14 protein-coding genes are annotated in these 17729 nt (G+C 67.0%); 7 read left to right on the top strand and 7 right to left on the bottom strand.

Annotation, left to right across the window (positions count from 1 at the left end; all coding sequences use genetic code 11):
- Positions 1–147 precede the first annotated feature (147 nt).
- Positions 148–1443 (top strand): protein-S-isoprenylcysteine methyltransferase, encoded by a 1296-nt coding sequence (locus tag RUH75_RS05200; RefSeq protein WP_313802864.1) that lies wholly within the window; start codon positions 148–150, stop codon positions 1441–1443.
- A gap of 79 nt (positions 1444–1522) precedes the next feature.
- Here the strand turns inward: RUH75_RS05200 and RUH75_RS05195 are convergent, their stop codons facing one another.
- Both RUH75_RS05195 and RUH75_RS05190 read right to left on the bottom strand, forming a co-directional pair.
- Positions 1523–2896: a glutamate--cysteine ligase gene (locus tag RUH75_RS05195; protein WP_313802862.1), complete on the bottom strand. Its 1374-nt coding sequence runs from the start codon at positions 2894–2896 to the stop codon at positions 1523–1525.
- A 250-nt stretch (positions 2897–3146) separates the two neighbouring features.
- Positions 3147–3893, bottom strand: coding sequence for a 16S rRNA (uracil(1498)-N(3))-methyltransferase (locus RUH75_RS05190; RefSeq protein WP_313802860.1), 747 nt, complete (start codon positions 3891–3893; stop codon positions 3147–3149).
- A 101-nt stretch (positions 3894–3994) separates the two neighbouring features.
- Between RUH75_RS05190 and ubiA the strand changes: the two genes are divergently transcribed.
- Positions 3995–4897: a 4-hydroxybenzoate octaprenyltransferase gene (gene ubiA, locus RUH75_RS05185; protein WP_313802858.1), complete on the top strand. Its 903-nt coding sequence runs from the start codon at positions 3995–3997 to the stop codon at positions 4895–4897.
- Positions 4894–6348: a phospholipase D-like domain-containing protein gene (locus RUH75_RS05180; protein ID WP_313802856.1), complete on the top strand. Its 1455-nt coding sequence runs from the start codon at positions 4894–4896 to the stop codon at positions 6346–6348. Before ubiA ends, RUH75_RS05180 begins: the two co-directional genes overlap by 4 nt.
- A gap of 44 nt (positions 6349–6392) precedes the next feature.
- Here RUH75_RS05180 and RUH75_RS05175 read toward each other — a convergent pair whose 3' ends face one another.
- From RUH75_RS05175 to RUH75_RS05160, 4 genes are all read right to left on the bottom strand, one after another.
- Entirely contained in the window at positions 6393–9809 is a 3417-nt protein-coding gene (locus tag RUH75_RS05175) for a chromosome segregation SMC family protein (protein WP_313802854.1), read from the bottom strand.
- A 95-nt stretch (positions 9810–9904) separates the two neighbouring features.
- Entirely contained in the window at positions 9905–10639 is a 735-nt protein-coding gene (locus RUH75_RS05170) for a thioredoxin domain-containing protein (protein WP_313802852.1), read from the bottom strand.
- Between the two features lie 59 nt (positions 10640–10698).
- Positions 10699–11358: a thioredoxin domain-containing protein gene (locus RUH75_RS05165; protein ID WP_313802850.1), complete on the bottom strand. Its 660-nt coding sequence runs from the start codon at positions 11356–11358 to the stop codon at positions 10699–10701.
- Positions 11359–11402: 44 nt separating this feature from the next.
- Positions 11403–11957 (bottom strand): DUF721 domain-containing protein, encoded by a 555-nt coding sequence (locus RUH75_RS05160; RefSeq protein ID WP_409592322.1) that lies wholly within the window; start codon positions 11955–11957, stop codon positions 11403–11405.
- A gap of 26 nt (positions 11958–11983) precedes the next feature.
- Between RUH75_RS05160 and RUH75_RS05155 the strand changes: the two genes are divergently transcribed.
- From RUH75_RS05155 to RUH75_RS05140, 4 genes are all read left to right on the top strand, one after another.
- The gene (locus RUH75_RS05155) at positions 11984–13054 is read left to right on the top strand and encodes an A/G-specific adenine glycosylase (RefSeq protein WP_313802846.1); all 1071 of its coding nucleotides are present in this window, start codon (positions 11984–11986) and stop codon (positions 13052–13054) included.
- Entirely contained in the window at positions 13041–13967 is a 927-nt protein-coding gene (gene nudC / locus RUH75_RS05150) for an NAD(+) diphosphatase (protein ID WP_313802844.1), read from the top strand. The genes RUH75_RS05155 and nudC overlap by 14 nt, the downstream gene beginning before the upstream one ends.
- Positions 13968–14056: 89 nt before the next feature.
- On the top strand, positions 14057–15403 hold the full coding sequence (locus RUH75_RS05145; protein WP_313802842.1) for a TldD/PmbA family protein: 1347 nt from the start codon (positions 14057–14059) through the stop codon (positions 15401–15403).
- Positions 15390–16187: an inositol monophosphatase family protein gene (locus tag RUH75_RS05140; RefSeq protein ID WP_313802840.1), complete on the top strand. Its 798-nt coding sequence runs from the start codon at positions 15390–15392 to the stop codon at positions 16185–16187. Before RUH75_RS05145 ends, RUH75_RS05140 begins: the two co-directional genes overlap by 14 nt.
- Positions 16188–16248: 61 nt before the next feature.
- Here the strand turns inward: RUH75_RS05140 and RUH75_RS05135 are convergent, their stop codons facing one another.
- Positions 16249–17586: an O-antigen ligase family protein gene (locus tag RUH75_RS05135; RefSeq protein WP_313802838.1), complete on the bottom strand. Its 1338-nt coding sequence runs from the start codon at positions 17584–17586 to the stop codon at positions 16249–16251.
- Positions 17587–17729: the final 143 nt, after the last annotated feature.

Genomic DNA, 17729 nt, shown 5'->3' with positions numbered 1-17729 from the left:
GTTCGGATGTTGCCATGACGAAATGAGGGTGGGACTGGGTTCCCGCCTGCGCAGGAACACGGTGCGCTTCAAGGAAGCCGACCGTCCGCCTTCCACCCACTTCCGTCCTTCATGGCTTGATTACCATTTTTCGTTAGGGCCGACGCCATGAGCAAGCGCGCCGATCCCTGCCCGAAGTCCGCCGTCAGCCATGGGGTTGGCCTGGCCGGGCTGGTGGGGCTGGGGCTCTGGACGCTGGTGGCGCGCCATTATGGCATGGATGGGCCTTATGCCGGGTTTGCCGCCGTGGTGGCCTGCGGCGTGCCGATGGTGCTGTGGTCGCTGCTGGTCGACAAGGTGCATCGGAACCAGTCCACCGGGATCGATTGGAAAGCGCCGGCGCAACCATGGCGGTCGGTTCTGGATGTGAGTCTGGTCAAGATCGCCGGGCTTTGGGCAACCTGGCTTGCCATTGCGGTCTTCTATTGCGTCGCGCGCTGGTATTGGAGCGGGAATTACCGCTTTTCCATGGATCTGTTCATGGCAGCGGCGCCATGGCTACTGGTGGCGTCGGTGCCTTATGTGCTCTGGCTGGACCGGCGGCTGGTCGAGCCCAAGGATGCGACCTACGCCTTTGGCCAGTGGGTGATCGGCGGGGCGGCCGGGACGCCGGATCGCGTCGAGGTCGCCCATCATGCGCGGGCCTGGGCGGTGAAGGGCTTTTTCCTCGCCTTCATGGTGTCGATCGTTCCGGGCAATTTCGCCAGCGTGGTGACGTGGCGGATCGAGGATATCTTCAGCCATCCGGTGGCGCTGGCGGGGTTCCTGATCGCGGTCATGTTCATGATCGACGTCTGCATGGCGACGGTGGGCTATATGCTGACATGCAAGCCGCTGGATTCGCATATCCGCACCGCCAACCCCTTGCTGGCCGGATGGGCGGCGGCGCTGATCTGCTATCCCCCCTTCGTGCTGATGGGGAATGGCGGGCCGCTCGATTATCATATGGGCGGGGCGGAATGGGATGTCTGGACGCAGGGGCATGAGGCCCTGCAATGGGTGCTGGGTGGCGTGCTGGTGCTGCTCACCGCGATTTATGCCTGGGCGACGGTGGCGTTTGGCCTGCGCTTTTCCAACCTGACGCATCGCGGGATTTTGACCCACGGGCCCTATCGGTGGACGCGACATCCGGCCTATCTGTCGAAGAATCTGTTCTGGTGGTTTTCCTCGCTGCCGTTCCTGAGCGCATCGGGGAGCCTGACCGACGTGGCGCGCAATTGCGCGCTGCTGGGAGTGACCAATGCGGTCTATTATTGGCGCGCGCGGACCGAAGAGGCGCATCTGGGGGTGGATGCGAACTATCGCGCCTATTGGGACTGGATGGAACGGAACGGGGTGGTGCCGCGATTCTTCGCCTGGGTCGCGGGGCGGAAAGCCGCGGGGATGGTCCAGCCTGCGGAGTGATTCCCCATCCCGCCACGCCTGACCGGCAGGGCCGGCAAGGAACCATATCCTTCCCCCGCGGGCGGACGAAGGATGGGAATCAGAAGCTTTCTTCGGCGTAGATCCGGCTGAGGTCGCCTTTCCACTCGCCATGGTAGCGGGCAAGGAGGCGCTCGGCATGGGTCTGGCCCGACGCCACGATCTCATCCAGCGGGGCGAGATAACCGGTTTCATTGTCGCCCGAGGCGTTGAGCCGCGCGCGGGCGGAAAGGCCGCTGCGGGCAATGTCCAGCACTTCGGCGGCGATGTCGCGCAATTTGCGGTTGCCCGCAATGGGGGCGTCCAGCGCCAGTTTCGGCACCGAATCGCGCAGGGTCTGGCGCTCCTCCATGGTCCAGTCCTTGACCAGATCCCAGGCGGCGTCGAGCGCGCCGTCATCATAGAGCAGCCCGACCCAGAGCGCGGGGAGCGCGCAGATGCGGCTCCACGGGCCGCCATCGGCGCCGCGCATTTCGAGGAAGCTTTTCAGCCGCACTTCAGGGAAGGCGGTGGAGAGATGATCCTCCCAATCCTTTTCCGTCGGCTTTTCGCCGGGGAGGACCGCCAGCCTGCCATCGAGGAAATCGCGGAAGCTGTGGCCCGCCGCGTCGATATATTTGCCGTCGCGATAGACGAAATACATCGGCACATCGAGCGCATAGTCGGCATAGCGTTCATAGCCGAAGCCGTCCTCGAACACGAAGGGCAGCATGCCGGTGCGGCCGGGGTCGGTGTCCGACCAGATATGGCTGCGATAGGAAAGGAAGCCGTTGGGTTTCCCTTCCGTGAAGGGGGAATTGGCGAACAGCGCGGTCGCCAGCGGTTGCAGCGCCAGCGAAACGCGGAACTTCTTCGCCATGTCCGCCTCGCTGCCATAATCGAGGTTGGTCTGGATGGTGCAGGTGCGCAGCATCATGTCGAGGCCCAGCGACCCCACGCGCGGCATATGGCGCAGCATGATGTCGTAGCGGCCCTTGGGCATGATGGGCAGTTCTTCGCGCGTCTTGTCGGGCCACATGCCAAGGCCAAGGAAGCCCAGGCCCAGCATGTCGCCGACATATTTCACCTGTTCCAGATGGCGGCTGGTTTCCGCGCAGGTCTGGTGCAGATTTTCGAGCGGCGCGCCGGAAAGTTCAAGCTGGCCCGCCGGTTCCAGGCTGACCGTGCCGTCGATGCCGGACAGGGCGATGATATTCTCCCCCTCGAACACCGGATTCCAGCCATAGCGGGTCAGGCCGATCAGCAGCGTGTGGATGCCGCCCATCTCCTCATAGGAAGGGGCGTGATGATCCTTGCGGCTGTAGACGAATTTCTCATGCTCGGTGCCGATGCGCCAGCGATCCTTGGGCTTGGCACCCCTGGAGAAGGCCGCGATCAGCTGCTCGCGGCTCTCGATGATGGGATCATTGCCCCCTGAGTCGGTTCTGGTGCTCATGCCCCGCCTTAATCTTTCCCCCTGTTGCGTCAAAGGCGCAACGTTCGGCGCTCAGATAAGCTGCGTTGAGGGCGGCTTCAATCCGGTTGCGTAAGAAAACCATGTTTGGGGGGTGATGCGGTGTGGCGCGGGTGCCTGATAGCGCGCCGGTGTTCCTGCGAAGGCAGGAACCCGGTTCTGCCTTTTGAATGTCTTACTAACGTTTGGACTGGACTCCTGCCTGCGCAGGAGCAGGTTGTTTGGAAAGGGGTCAGCGCCAGTCGCCGTTGATCGTCATCCAGGCGGTGGTCGCGGCGATGGCGGCGGTTTCGGCGCGCAGGATGCGGGGGCCGAGCGAAACGGGCACGGATCGGGGGTGCGCGCGGATGGCTTCGCGTTCGACGGGGTCGAAGCCGCCTTCGGGACCGATCAGGAAAGCGGCGGGGCCGGGGCGGGCCCTGAGCGTGTCCGCCAGCGGATCGCCGCCGGTTTCGTCAGCGAAGAAGAGCCAGCGATCGCCGGGCCAGTCCCTGAGCAGCGCGTCCAGCTTCACCATGTCGCCAAGGTCCGGGAGCGCGGTGCGGCCGCATTGTTCGGCCGCTTCGACCAGATGGGCGTGAAGGCGGTCGAGGTTGAGCCTGTCCACCACCGCGCGGCGGGTGAGGACGGGTTGCAGCTTCGCCACGCCCAGTTCGCAGGCCTTTTCCGCGATCAGGTCGATGCGGCCCTTCTTGATCGGCGCGCAGCAGAGCCAGAAATCGGGGACATGTTCGGGCGGCCTGGTCTGGCTGATGACTTCGAGGATCAGGTCGCGCTTGCGGATGTCGCGGGCCTTCGCCGCCCATTCGCCCGAACGGCCGTCGAAGAGAAGGACGATATCGTCCGGCTTCACCCGCATGACGCTGATGAGATAGTGCGCCGGATTGCCGTCGATGGGCACGGAAACGCCTGTTCCCAAGAGAGTTCCGACGTGAAGGCGCGGGGCACTTTGCGGCGGCCAGGCGGGGGTTGCGGTCATTTTGTCTCTTTGCTTGTGGTCGGCCCGTTCTAAAGAGAAGGACAGGGCTTCGACAAGTCGGCACGAGTCCCGTGCCCCGCGCCGACCCGAACGGAGTTGGTGTGAGTCAGACGATCGTTCCCGACAGCGAAGCGCGCGGTTTGGTCGCGCGCCTGCCGGATGTTCCGCGGGCCCTGGCGTTGCTGGCGCGATTCGACCGGCCGATCGGCTGGTGGCTGCTGTTCTGGCCGGGCGCCTGGGCGGTGGTGCTGGCGGGCGGCGTGGCGCAGCATTGGGCGCTGATCCTGTGGCTGCTGCTGGGCAGCATCGCGATGCGCGGGGCGGGGTGCGTGTTCAACGATATTGTCGACCGCGATCTCGACCGGCGGGTGGCGCGGACGGCGTCCCGGCCCTTGGCGAGCGGGGCGGTTTCGCTGAAGACCGCCTGGCTGTGGCTGGTGTCGCTGTGTCTGGTCGGGCTGGTGGTGCTGCTGCAATTGCGCCTTCATGCGCAGGTCGTGGCCTTGGGGTCGCTGGCGCTGGTGGCGGCCTATCCCTTCATGAAGCGGATCACCGGATGGCCGCAGATATGGCTGGGACTGGTCTTTTCCTGGGCGGCGCTGGTGGGATGGAGCGAAGTGGCGGGCGTTCTGACCGGGACGGCGCTGTTGTTCTATGCGGGCTGCATCTTCTGGGTGGTGGGGTATGACACGATCTACGCCTTGCAGGACCGGGAGGATGATGCGTTGATCGGGATCGGATCGAGCGCCCTTTCCATGGGCAGGCATGTGCGGGCCGGGGTGACGCTTTGCTACGCGCTGGCGCTGGCCCTGTGGGCGGGCGCGATCTGGCAGGTTCGACCGCAGGGGCTGGCGCTGGCGGCGCTGCTGCCGATGGCGGGGCATCTGGCCTGGCAGGTGGCGACGCTCAGGCAGGATGGCGTCGATCCGTTGGCGAAATTCCGGTCCAACCGTTTTGCCGGCTTGCTGATGTTCCTGGGCTGTCTGGTCGTGGGCAGCGCATGAACGGACCAAGCGAGGGCGAGGATTGCTGGCGCGTCGCGCGTGCCGTGAAGGCGAGCGTGATTGTCGACGCCGATGCCTATTTCCGCCATGCCCGCGCGGCGATGATGAAGGCCACACAGCGGATCATGCTGATCGGCTGGGACTTCGACGCCGCGATCAACCTGATCCGGGCGGATGAGGCGGAGGACGATGCGCCGGTCGTCATCGGTGATTTCATCAGCTGGCTGGTGGAGCGGACGCCGGAGCTGGAAATCCATCTGCTGCGCTGGGACGTGGGGGCGATGAAGTCGATGGTGCGGCCGTCGAACCTGTTCACCACGGTGCGGTGGATGGCCAATCCGCGCATCACGGTGAAGCTGGACAGCCATCATCCCACGGCCGCATCGCATCATCAGAAGATCGTGGTGATCGACGATTGCTTCGCCTTTTGCGGCGGGATCGACATGACGGCGGATCGTTGGGACACGCGGCATCATCGCGATGAGGAGCCGGGACGGCGGCGTCCCGATGGCTCTTCCTACGGGCCATGGCATGATGCGACGACCGCCTTGCAGGGGCCGGTGGCGGCGGCTTTGGGCGACCATGCGCGGGCGCGGTGGAAGGGGGCTGGCGGGGAGGAACTGGCGCCGGTCGAGGGGGTGACGGATTGCTGGCCCGACGCGCTGCCGGTGCAGTTCGAGAATGTTGATGTCGCCATTTCCCGTTCCGCGCCGGAAATGGAGGATCAGGAGCCGCTGGTCGAGATCGAGCGGCTTTATGTGAACCAGATCGCGGCGGCGCGGCGATATGTCTATGCGGAGAGCCAGTATTTCGCGTCGCGCCGCATTGCCGAGGCGATCGCGGCGCGGCTGGGAGAAGAGGACGGGCCGGAGATCGTCATCGTCAATCCCGAGCAGGCCGATGGCTGGCTGGAGCAGCAGGCGATGGATACTGCCCGCGCCCGGCTGTACGAGGCGCTGAAGGCGCGGGACAGGCATGGGCGCTTCCACCTCTACCACCCCTTCACCGCGCGGGGGGGGCCGATCTATGTCCATGCGAAGATATTGATCGTCGACGATCGGGTGCTGCGGGTCGGATCTTCCAACATGAACAATCGGTCGATGCGGCTGGATACCGAGTGCGACGTGACGATCGATGCAGCACTGCCGGCCAATGCCGGGCGGGAGGATGTGATCCGGGATATCCGCGACGATCTGATCGCGGAGCATCTGGACCTGCCGGCCGAGCGGGTGGCGGCGGTGATCGCCGAGCGCGGACTGATCGCGACGATCGAGCAATTGCGGGAGAAGCCGGGGCGGACCTTGCGGGCCTATGTAACGCCGGATTTGAACGAGGTGCAGGCCTGGCTGGCGGATAATGAGGTGCTCGATCCGGAAGGGCCGGGCGAGATGCTGGAGCCGGTGGCGGAGCGGGGGTTGTTCCGGCGGATGAAGGGTTGGACGCGGGGGTAGGCCCGCAGTGAAACATGCTCCTGCGAAGGCAGGAGCACGTTAGTTTATTCGGCAGCCAGTAGCGCTTCCGCGCCACCCAGATTGACCGACACCAGTCGGCTGACCCCACGCTCCACCATGGTCACGCCGAACAGGCGGTGCATGCGCGCCATGGTCACCGCATTGTGGCTGACGATCAGATAGCGGGTGTCGGTCTGCTCCACCATCGCGTCGAGCAGGTCGCAGAAGCGCTCGACATTGGCGTCGTCCAACGGCGCGTCGACTTCGTCCAGCACGCAGATCGGCGCGGGATTAGTCAGGAACAGGCCGAAGATCAGCGCAACGGCGGTGAGCGCCTGCTCGCCGCCGGAGAGCAGGGTCAGCGCGGCGAGTTTCTTGCCGGGGGGCTGAGCCATGATTTCGAGGCCCGCTTCCAAAGGATCGTCGCTGTCGATCAGCTCCAGATGCGCCTGACCGCCGTTGAAAAGCGTGGTGAAGAGGCGGCGGAAATGGCCGTCCACGGCTTCGAAGGCGGCGAGCAGGCGCTGGCGGCCCTCGCGGTTGAGACTGCCGATCGATCCGCGCAGGCGGTTGATCGCCTGTGTGAGTTCCTCGCTTTCAGCGCGGCTATTGGCCTGGGTGGCTTCCAGTTCCTCCAGTTCCTGCGCGGCGACAAGGTTGACCGGGCCGATGCGCTCGCGTTCCGCCACCAGGCGGTCATGTTCGCCCTGTTCGGTCTGGGCGATGCGGATTTCGGCGCTCACGAAACCGAGTTTTTCAGGCAGGACCGGGGGCGGGCATTCGAAGCGCTCGCCTGAGAGGCGGTTGGTTTCGACGCGCTTTTCATCGGCGGCTTCGGCGCGGGCGACGGCGGTGGCGCGCGTTTCGCGGGCGCTGGCGAGGGTTTCGCCGGCCTGGGATGCGCGCTGTTCGGCGGTGCGGAGGGCCGCTTCGGCGTCGCCTTCCTCGCGACGGGCGGTGTCGGCGGCCTGGGTCAGCGCATCGCCCTGTTCGCTCAAACTGGCGATGGTGGCGGCGAGCCGGTCAGGCTGGTCCGCGATTTCAGCGCGTTCTTTTGCGATGGCGTCATTGCGCTCGACCATGGCGGCGATGCGCTTGGCGGCTTCGCCGGCGCGGGCGCGCCAGCCCTTGGCCTCGGCATCGGCGGCTGCCATGCGTTCGCGGTCGCTGGATAGGGCGCGGTCGGCCAAAGCCTGATCGGCCTGAAGCTGGCTGACGGCTTGCCGAGCCTTTTCGCTCGCCTGTTGGAGCGTGGTGACGAGGGTGCGGGTTTCCTCGCCATCGGGCATGGCGGTGCGGGTGGTTTGCGCCCTGTCATGCTCGGCCTGCGCGGAGCCAAGGTCGATACGGGCTTCGGCGAGACGTTCCTCGATCGCCTCACGGCGGCCGGTCAGGCGTTCGAGCGCGGTGGCGGCTTCGTCGGCGGCGCGCAGCGCGGTGCGCAGGCGCTGGTCGGCGTTGGAAAGCTGGGTGCGGCCGGTGGCGAGAGTCTGGGCGGCGTCGCGTTCGCGTGTCGAGGCGGTGTCCTGCGCGGCGCGGGCGGTTTCGACCTCGGCCTCGGCGGCGGGGCGCGCGGCGGCGATGGCTTCGAGCCGGTTGAGGCGGATCAGGCGTTCGGCGGCTGCGGCACCGCCTTCGATTGCGACATAACCGTCCCAGCGGCGCAGCTGGCCGTCTTTGGTGACAAGGCGTTGGCCGACCGCGAGGGGCTGGCCTTCGTCGCTGTCCGCCACCGCGATTTGGGCGAGGCGGCGGGCCAGTTCCGCCGGGGCGGTGACATGGGCCGAGAGGGCGGTGCAGCCTTCGGGTAGCTTGGGGTCGCCGTCGAGCGGAGACGCGCCCACCCAACGGCGCTTGCCTGTCGTGGCGATGGGCGCTTCCAGATCGTCGCCCAGCGCGGCGGCGAGGGCGCGTTCATAGCCGGGCGCGGCCTTCAACTGGTCCAGCGCGCGGCCGCGGTTGTTGGCGCCGCTGTCCACCGCGCGTTTGAGGGCGGAGGATTCGCTGTCGAGCGCGGCGAGCGCCGCGCGGGCGGAGGCGAGCGCGGCTTCGGCGCTGGCCCGGGCTTCGGCGGCTTCGGCACGGCTGGTTTCGGCGGTGCGGATCGCGGCTTCGGCAGCGTCGCGGTCGGCGCTGGCCTGCTGTTGGGCGGCGAGGGCTTCGGCCCGCTTCTGTTCCAGCGGGGCGGCGTCGGGCAGGGCCGCGGCTTCGGATTCGAGGCGTTGCGCTTCGCGGGTTGCGCGGTCGAGGCGGCTGCGCGCGGCGGCGAGGGCGGCTTCGGCTACGCGCAGTTCGGCCTGTTCCCCCGCCTGTTTCGCCATCGCCCTGGCGAGATCGAGTTCGGCGTCGCGGGCGGCATCCTCGGCGCGGGCGATGCGGCCCGCGAAATCCGGGCGCATCGCTTCGGTTTCGGCAATGCGCGCCTTGAGAACGGTGATTTCGTCGGTGAGGCGGGCAATCGCCTCCGCCGCGTCATTGGCGAGCGTGCCTTCGCGTTCCCGGTCCTCCTCCAGACGGGCCGCCTGCTGGGCAAGATCGTGGAGGCGGCGGACCACGCCGTCGCGTTCGGTGCGCAGGGTGGTGAGTTTATGCCCTGCCTCGCTGGCGGCATCGCGCGCGGTCTGGGCGGCGGCGCGTTTCCGGGCGAGCGCTTCGACGGCCGCGTTGGCGTGGACGGCCGCGGCCCGCTGGGCTTCCTGCGCGGCGGCGACGGCGGTTTCGGCCTGGCTGGCATCGGCGCGGGCGGCGTCGGCGAAGATCACGCGGGCTTCGGCAATGCGAATCTGCTCGGACAGGCGGATATAGCGTTCCGCCGCCCTGGCCTGACGGCGCAGACTGTTGGCGCGGGCGTCCATGTCGGAGAGGATTTCGTCCAGCCGCATGAGGTTCGCTTCGGCGGCGCGCAGCTTCTGTTCGGCATCCTTGCGACGGACGTGCAGGCCGGAAATGCCCGCCGCTTCCTCCAGCATGGCGCGGCGTTCCTGCGGGCGGGCGGCGATGACGGCGGCGATGCGCCCCTGGCTGACGAGGGCAGGGCTATGCGGACCGGTGGCGGCGTCGGCAAAGATCAGCGCCACATCCTTGGCGCGGACGTCGCGGCCATTGGCGCGGTAGGCGCTGCCCGCGCCGCGCTCGATGCGGCGGGTGACTTCCAACTCGCCGTCGGCGGCGACTTCGACCGCGTTGAACAGTTCGCCCTGTTCCTGCACGGTCATCAGCGAGACTTCGGCGAAATCCCTTTGCGGGCGGGTGGAGGTGCCCGCGAAGATCACATCCTCCATGCCGCCGCCGCGCATCGACTTGGCGCTGGATTCGCCCATGACCCAGCGGATCGCTTCGAGCAGATTCGATTTGCCGCAGCCATTCGGCCCGACAATGCCGGTGAGGCCGGGTTCGATGCGCAGCTCCGTCGGGTCGACGAAGCTCTTGAAGCCGGACAGCTTGAGGCGTTTTATCTGCATGATATCTGTCCGGGGCAGCGCAGGGCCGCCCCGCTTTCAGCGGGAAGCTGATCCGATGATGCCAGCCCCCTTTTGCCCAATCCCAAATCCCTGACTTAGAGTCCCGTTTCCCTGAGCTTGGTGCGCAGCGCTGGCCAGGCTGCGGTGTTTTCCACCATCACGCCGTTGAGGATGAAGGTCGGCGTGCCTTCGATCTTGTACTGCTGATTCGCCTCTTCCACGCCCTTGGCCAGCTTTTCGGCAGCGGCGGTGTCGGCCAGGCACTGTTTCGCCTGATCCTCGGCTATGCCGCGCTGCTTGGCGAAATCGACCAGACCGACCGCCTGCGCGAGTTGGCCGAAGCGCTGGGCCGGAGGGGCGCTCATCAGCGCCTTGTATTTTTCATCGCCCAGTGCCTGCGCCTTTTCGAACATCGCGTTCTGGTTGCCGAAAAACTGTTCGGAGAGGGGATAGAAGATGTCCTTGCCGCCGCAACGGGCGAGCAGCGCGGTCGAAATGTCGATCGGGTCGCGCACATAGTTGCGGAATTCGAAACTCATCTTGCCGCTGTCGACGATCTGCTTGAGCTCCTCGGAGGATTCGGCGGCGAAATCGCGGCAGTGCGAACAGGTGTAGGAGCCATATTCGACCAGCTTCACCTTCGCATCGGGGTTGCCCATGACGAAATGGCCGTCAGGCGTGGTGGCGATGGTTTCGGACCATTTGGTGCCCGCCGGCGCGGCGACGGCGGCGACCGGATCGGCGGAGGTGGTGCTGCCCGCATCCTTCTTGCCGCAGGCGGCGACGGTCAGGCTGAGGGCGATGAGGGCAAGTCCGGTAAGGGCTTTCACGTTATTTGGGCTCCGGTTGTCGGGCGTTGTCGCGCAAGACTATAGTTCAGGGTTTTAGATCAGGGCAAAGCGGCCTGCAACCGGGTCCAGTCCGATCCGGGGACCAGCGTGCCGTTGATGGTGAAACCGGGCGTGCCGGGAATCCGGACCTTGTTCCAGGCTTCGTCGGTCATGGCGAGAATCTGTTTCATCGCGGCGGGGGCATTGATGCAGGCGTCAAGCTGGGCGGGTTTATAGCCCCGTTTCGCCATCAGGGCGTAAAGGCCGGTCTTCTGCCCGATGTCACGGAGCGCGGCCTTCTCCTCGGTCGGCTTGGTCGCGTCCTTGTCATAGGCCATCAGCTTTTCCATCCAGTCATTCTGGTTGGCGAACAGGGCCTCGTGATTGCCGAAGAAGCGCCGGGGGCCGCCGCAGCGGGCAAGCAGCGCGGCGGTCAGGTCATATTTGTCGCGCACGGCGTTGCGCACCTCCACGCTGACTTTGCCGGTCTTCACATAGTTCGCCTTGAGCGGGGCGCTGGCTTCGCCGACGAAATGGGCGCAGTGGGAGCAGGTGTAGCTGATATATTCGACCAGCCTGGTCGGGGCGGCGGGATTGCCCAGCACATGGCCGCCGATCGGGGACAGGGCGACCTGATTCACCCAGTTGGCGGCGGGAGCCGCGATAACGCTCGCGGGGATGGCGAGCAGGGCAAGCAGCAACAGGCGGAGTTTCGTCATGCGATGTCCAATGAAGGGCCGCCCCTGCACGGCCTTTTTATGCTTCAGCTGATCTTGGGCAAACCGGAAGAATTGGCAAGCCCTTGCGCGAGGGATTCGAGGACGGCGCGCAGTTCGGGGTCGCCGATGTCGCGCAGGGAATCGCCCAGTTCCATCGGGATGGGCTTGAGGTTGCGCGGCGGCGGGCGGCGTTCGGGTTCGCGCGCGCTGACCATGCCCTGCTTCATCGCGACCCTGGCGACGGCGGCATAGCCGAAGAAGCGGTTCACCCGATCGATGATGTCGGGCAGCACGTGCTGGATCATCGGCGCATGGCCGCTCATGACGGTGAGCTGGAGCGTGCCGCCGGATTTCTTGCCCGCCGGGAAGCGGATCGATTCGGGTTCGCTGATCCCGGCATAATGCGCGCCCACGATTTCCGCCCAGCGGGTGACGATGCTGGACTGGACGAAGCCGAATTTGCGGAAGGCGGCGGCGCCGATGGCGGGCATCAGGTCCGCGATCCGGCGCGGGGCGCCGATACGCGGGCGCTCCTCCGCCTTTGCCTTGCGGTTTTTGGGCGCCGCCATTTTTTTAGAGATTTCTGGGCGTTCCGTCATGGCGCTCTTAATGGCATAGGGGCGGCATGCGCGTCGAGGGTGACATCCAGAAAATAGCATCCGATCTGCTGGCCCATTATGACGTCCATGCGCGCAAACTGCCCTGGCGCGCGGCGCCGGGCGCCAATGCCGCCGATCCCTATCGGGTGTGGCTGTCGGAGGTGATGCTCCAGCAGACGACGGTGGCGGCGGTCGGGCCTTATTTCGCGAAATTCACGGCGCGCTGGCCCGATGTCGACGCGCTGGCGGCGGAGGAGGATGCCGAGGTCATGGCCGCCTGGGCCGGGCTTGGCTATTATGCCCGCGCCCGCAATCTGCTGGCCTGCGCGCGGGCAGTGGCGGGCGGGCATGGCGGGGTGTTTCCGGATACGGAGGAGGAACTGCGCGCCCTGCCGGGCGTGGGCGCCTATACCGCGGCGGCGGTGGCGGCGATTGCCTTTGGCCGGCGTGCGGTGGTGGTGGACGCCAATGTCGAGCGGGTGGTGGCGCGGCTCTTTGCCATCGGCACGCCTCTGCCGGCGGGGCGGGCGGAGATTCGGGCGGCGACCGATGCGATCACGCCCGATCTGCGCGCAGGGGACTTTGCGCAGGCGATGATGGATCTGGGCGCGACCATCTGCACCGCGCGTGGGGCCGCCTGCGGCATCTGCCCCTTGCGTGAGGATTGCGCGGCTTTCCTGACCGCCGATCCGGGCGCGTTCCCGGTCAAGGCGGCGAAAAAGGCCAGGCCGCATCGGCTGGGCCATGGCTGGTGGATCGAGCGGCCGGACGGACATGTCTGGCTGGTGCGACGACCCGACAAGGGCATGCTGGGCGGCATGCGGGCGCTGCCCTCCTCGGAATGGAACGACGCGCCCGATGCGACGCCGCCGCTGGCCGCGCATTGGCAACGGGTGCCTGAGCCGGTGGCGCATGTTTTCACCCATTTCTCCCTCGCATTGACGGTGCACCATGCCCATGTCGGGCCGGAGGTGACGCCGCCCGGCGAGGGGGAGTGGTGGCCGGTGGCCGAGATCGGCAAGGCAGGCCTGCCGACCCTGTTCGCCCGCGCGGCGGAAGCCGCGATGAAGGAGAGGATGGACGATGCACGGCTCTGATCACGGTTCTGGCGCCCCGGAACTTCTCGGTTATGCCGGGGGACGGCTGGACCGGGTCGACCCCATCCGCACCAATGCTGCGTTGCTGGCGGAAGCCTTTGCCTCGCCGCTTGCCCGGCGGGTGGTGCTGGAGGGGCTGGAGCCGGTGGTGGAGGGTGGCCATCTGGTCATGGAACCGCTGCCGGGCGATGCCTGGGTGGAGCATTTCGCGCTGCTGGGCGTGGACGAGCAGCAGCGGCCGATTTTCGCGGAACTGCTGGCGGATGCGCCGGACAGTTTCCTGGCGACGCCGCGCAGTCGGGGGCTGGTGGGCGAGGTGCCGGGGCATGAGGTAGCGCTCTACGGCGCGGCGCGCAGCCTGCTGTCCTGGCATGTGCGGCATCGCTTCTGTTCGGTGTGCGGGCAACGCACCGCGCCGGTCAAGGCGGGCTGGTCGCGCCAGTGCGGCTCGTGTCAGGCCGAGCATTTTCCGCGCGTCGATCCGGTGGTGATCATGCTGGCCGAGCATCGCGGGCGGGTGCTGCTGGGGCGGCAGCATAGCTGGCCGGAGGGGCGCTATTCGGCGCTGGCGGGGTTTGTCGAGCCGGGCGAGACGCTGGAGGAAGCGGTCGTCCGCGAGATCAGGGAAGAGGCGGGCGTCGCCACTCATTCGGTCCGCTATGTGATGAGCCAGCCCTGGCCGTTCCCCTCCTCGCTGATGATCGCCTGCATCGCGCAGGCGGATGACGACGCGTTGACGCTGGACGAAAACGAGATCCAGCATGCTTTCTGGGCCGACGCCGAAGGGGTGCGCGCGGCATTGGCGGGGGAAGAGGGCGCGCCTTTCCTCGCCCCGCCGGTGATGGCGGTGGCCTGGCATCTGCTGCGGCATTGGCTGGACGGGCAGGTTGCGGGCAGCACCCCAAGCGCGTAAGGCCGCACCCTTGGTTCCGTCCATTTCAGGCCCCACTCTTTCAGGCCCCACTCTTTCAGGCCCCCCTCTTTCAGGATTGTCTCTGTCCCATGCTCAGCCTTGAAGAAGCCCAGTCTCGCGCGCAGGATCTGGTGACGGCGGCGCGCCGGGCGGGGGCGGATGCGGCCGACGCCATCTATGCCTGCAACGCGTCGACCAATGTGTCGGTGCGGCTGGGCGCGCTGGAGGATGTGGAGCGGTCGGAGGGCGAGGAGATCGGCCTGCGCGTGTTCATCGGCCAGCGGTCCGCCAGCATTTCCGCGTCGGACATGAACCCGGCGACGCTGGCGACTTTGGTGGAACGCTGCATCGCCATGGCGGGGCAGGCGCCGGAGGACCCCTATGCCGGGCTGGCGCCGGAGGACCGGCTGCTGAAGAAGAAGCTGCCCGCGCTGGACCTGACCGATCCGTTCGAGCCGGAGCCATCGGACCTCAGGGCACGCGCCATGATCGCCGAGGAAGCGGCGCGGGCGGTGTCGGGCGTCACCAACAGCGAGGGTGGCGGCGCGGCGACCGGGCGCAGCCAGATGGCACTGGCGACCAGCCATGGCTTTGCCGGCGCCTATGCCGGGACCAGCCATTCGACCTGGGTGAGCGTGCTGGCCGGGACGGGCGCGGACATGCAGCGCGACCATGCCAGCCATAGCGTCCGCCATATCGAGGATCTGGACGATGCCGAAGCGGTCGGCACCCGCGCGGGGCATCGGGCGGTGGCGCGGCTGAAGCCAGTGAAGGTCGGCAGCGGCGTGATGCCGGTGATCTTCGACCCGCGCATCGGCTCCGGGCTGGTCGGGCATCTGATCGGCGGCATGGTCGGCCCGGCGATCGCGCGGCGGTCGAGCTTCCTGCTGGACTCGCTGGGCGAGGCGCTGTTCGATTCGGGCGTGACGATCATCGACGATCCGCTGCGGCTGCGCGGGCTGCGCTCGCGGCCCTTCGATGGCGAAGGGCTGCCGGTGGCGCGCCGCAAGCTGATCGACAGGGGCGTGCTGACCGGCTGGCTGATGGACAGCGCTTCGGCGCGGCAGCTGGGGCTGGAACCCACCGGCCATGCCAGCCGGGGCGGCAGCGGCGCGCCGGGGGCTGGCATCACCAATGTCCATATGGAACCGGGCACGCCGTCGCCCGGCGAACTGATGGCCGATGTGAAGCGCGGGGTGTACGTCACCGAACTGATCGGCATGGGCGTCAATGGCGTGACCGGCGATTACAGCCGGGGCGCGGCGGGCTTCCTGATCGAAAATGGCGCAGCGGGCCATGCCGTGTCGGAAATCACCATTGCCAGCAATCTGAAGGACATGTTCCGCGCGCTGGTGCCGGCCAACGACCTTGCCTTCCGCTATGGCATGAACGTGCCGACCATCCGGATCGACGGGATGACCGTTGCCGGCGGCTGACGTCCCCCTGCGCGATCTGGTGGCGGCCGTGTCGGATGCGGCCGACCGGGCCCTGACGCTGTGGGCGGGCGGGCAGACGCGCGTGCGCCAATGGGAGAAGGTGCCCGGACACCCGGTATGCGAGGCCGATCTGGAACTGGACGCGATGCTGCGCGAGCGGCTCTATGCGATCGATCCGTCGGCGGGCTGGCTGTCGGAGGAGACAGCGGATACGGTACATCGGCTGAACCTGCCGCGCGTCTGGGTGGTGGACCCGATCGACGGAACGCGGGATTATCTGCGGGGGCGGCCCGGATGGGCGGTGTCGGTGGCGCTGGTGGAGCATGGCGTGGTGCAGGCCGGCATATTGGCGGCCCCCGCCCGCAATGAACTGTGGATCGCGCAGGCAGGCGCAGGAGCGACACGGAACGGGCGGACATTGCGGGCCGGAGCGCGTGCCATTCTGCCGGGCGCGCGGGTGCCGGCCGACCAGTTGCCCCGTTATGACCGTGACCTTGTTACCGTCGACAAGCCCAACAGCATCGCGCTGCGCATGGCAATGGTCGCGGCGGATGAAGCGGATCTGGTCGCGACGGTGCGCTGGGGCAATGAATGGGACGTCGCCGCCGCCGCGCTGATCGCGCAGGAGGCGGGGGCGATCGTGACCGATGCGCTCAGCAACCCCTTTTCCTTCAACCGGCCGCAGCCGACGGCGTTCGGTCTGCTTTGCGCGGCGCCGGGGATACATGCGGCGGCGGCGGAAAGGCTGGCGCCGAGGGCGCGGGAGATATTGGGGCGGGGCTGAAATCGGGTGGCACGGCCGACGTTTCGCAAAATGCGACCGACAGGGGAATCGGGCCGCCGCCCTATAATTCCGGCAATTGCTGCGGTCCCACCGGCCTGGCATAGATCAGGCGCGCGGCATCGGGTTCGGCCGTCCGGCGCGGCGCATAGAGGGTCGCCAGAGCGACCATCACCGGCATGACCCACATGCGCGAATACATGTGCGGATAGGACAGCGTGTAGATCAGGAACACCAGCACCACCGCCACCGCCATGGCGCCCCTGTCCCGGCTGACGCGCAGCCCGTTCACCGCCAGCAGGCCGATCAGGCCAAGCAGGATGATCAGGCCGCAAAAGGCGATCGCCCCGCCTTCATTCCAGATCAGCAGGAAGAGATTGTGCACCGGATTGTCATAGGCGCTGAGTTCGCGATAGCGATCGACGCCCATGCCGATGATCACATTGTCTTCGGCAAAGCCCCAGGCCTCCTCGATCAGCTGGGAGCGGTTGAGAAAGGTCCCCGCCTGGTTGATGTCGCCGCTCTCCACCGCATTGCCGACGCGTTCCTGAAACGCCTTGGGCAGGGGCGCGCCGCTGGCGAGGAAGAGGCCCGCGGCGACCGCGACGGCCAGGCCCAGCCGGAAGATGTAGCGCACGCCCATCAGCAGCAGGGTCACGAAAATCGCGAGCAGCGCCGCGGAAAAACCGGTGAAGGAAGCGCTGAGCATCAGTCCCCAGAGCAGCAGGATCAGGCAGGTGACGCCACCGGGGCCGCCGATCAGCCGCTCGCGCATCGAATAGAGCAGCATGGGGAGCGAAAAGGCGACGACCGCGCCATTCGGATTGGGCTGGCCCGCCATGGAACCCAGGCGGCCATTGCCGGTGATGAAGCCGTCGCCGAGCCAGTGCAGCGTATCATGGAAGGTCAGAAAGGAGCTGGCGAGGATGCCGATGATTTCGGAGCAGGTGATGCCCAGCATGAACATCAGCGGAGCCATGCGGGTCGTCCTCTGATCCTGCTGCATCAGCAGGATCGGGATGAAGAGAAAGGCCACCGTATATTGCAGGGCGATGTTCACCCACCGCAGCGGGTCGCCATTGATCACCGATCCGACGAACAGGCCGCCCAGCATCATCACCAGCCCCATCAGCCAAAAGGGCGTGAGCGAACGGAAGGGCGTGACGCTGAGCCGTCCGCGCAGGCCGGAGATGGTGAAGCTGGCCAGGAAAGCGAGGTCGGAGAAGGTCAGGTTGATCTGTCCGACTCGCAGCAGGCCCCAGCCGCTCAGGAAAATCGCGGTCAGCAGGCAATAGCGGGCGACCCTGTCCCAGATCGCCTCATGCGGGGCGAAGATGTCGGGCCCGGCGGGCCTGCCCGCGCTGGCGGCGGCAAAGGGGCCAGGGCTGGTTAGCGACGTCACGGGCGGCCTTTCGGACGGATTCGCGGATGCCGTCAGGCTGCACGGCGGGTGGGCGGCGTGCAAACGCCCTTCGGGGCGAGGCGGGGAGCGATTCCAGCCAGTCGGACTATCCGAATTTGCCGGAGGATCAGCCTTGTGATCTG

It is taken from the genome of Sphingobium sp., from assembly GCF_032153725.1.
In the GTDB taxonomy this organism is placed as follows: Bacteria; Pseudomonadota; Alphaproteobacteria; order Sphingomonadales; family Sphingomonadaceae; genus Sphingobium.
Note: the sequence above shows the minus strand (reverse complement) of the source record. Positions and strands in the feature narration are given on the sequence as shown.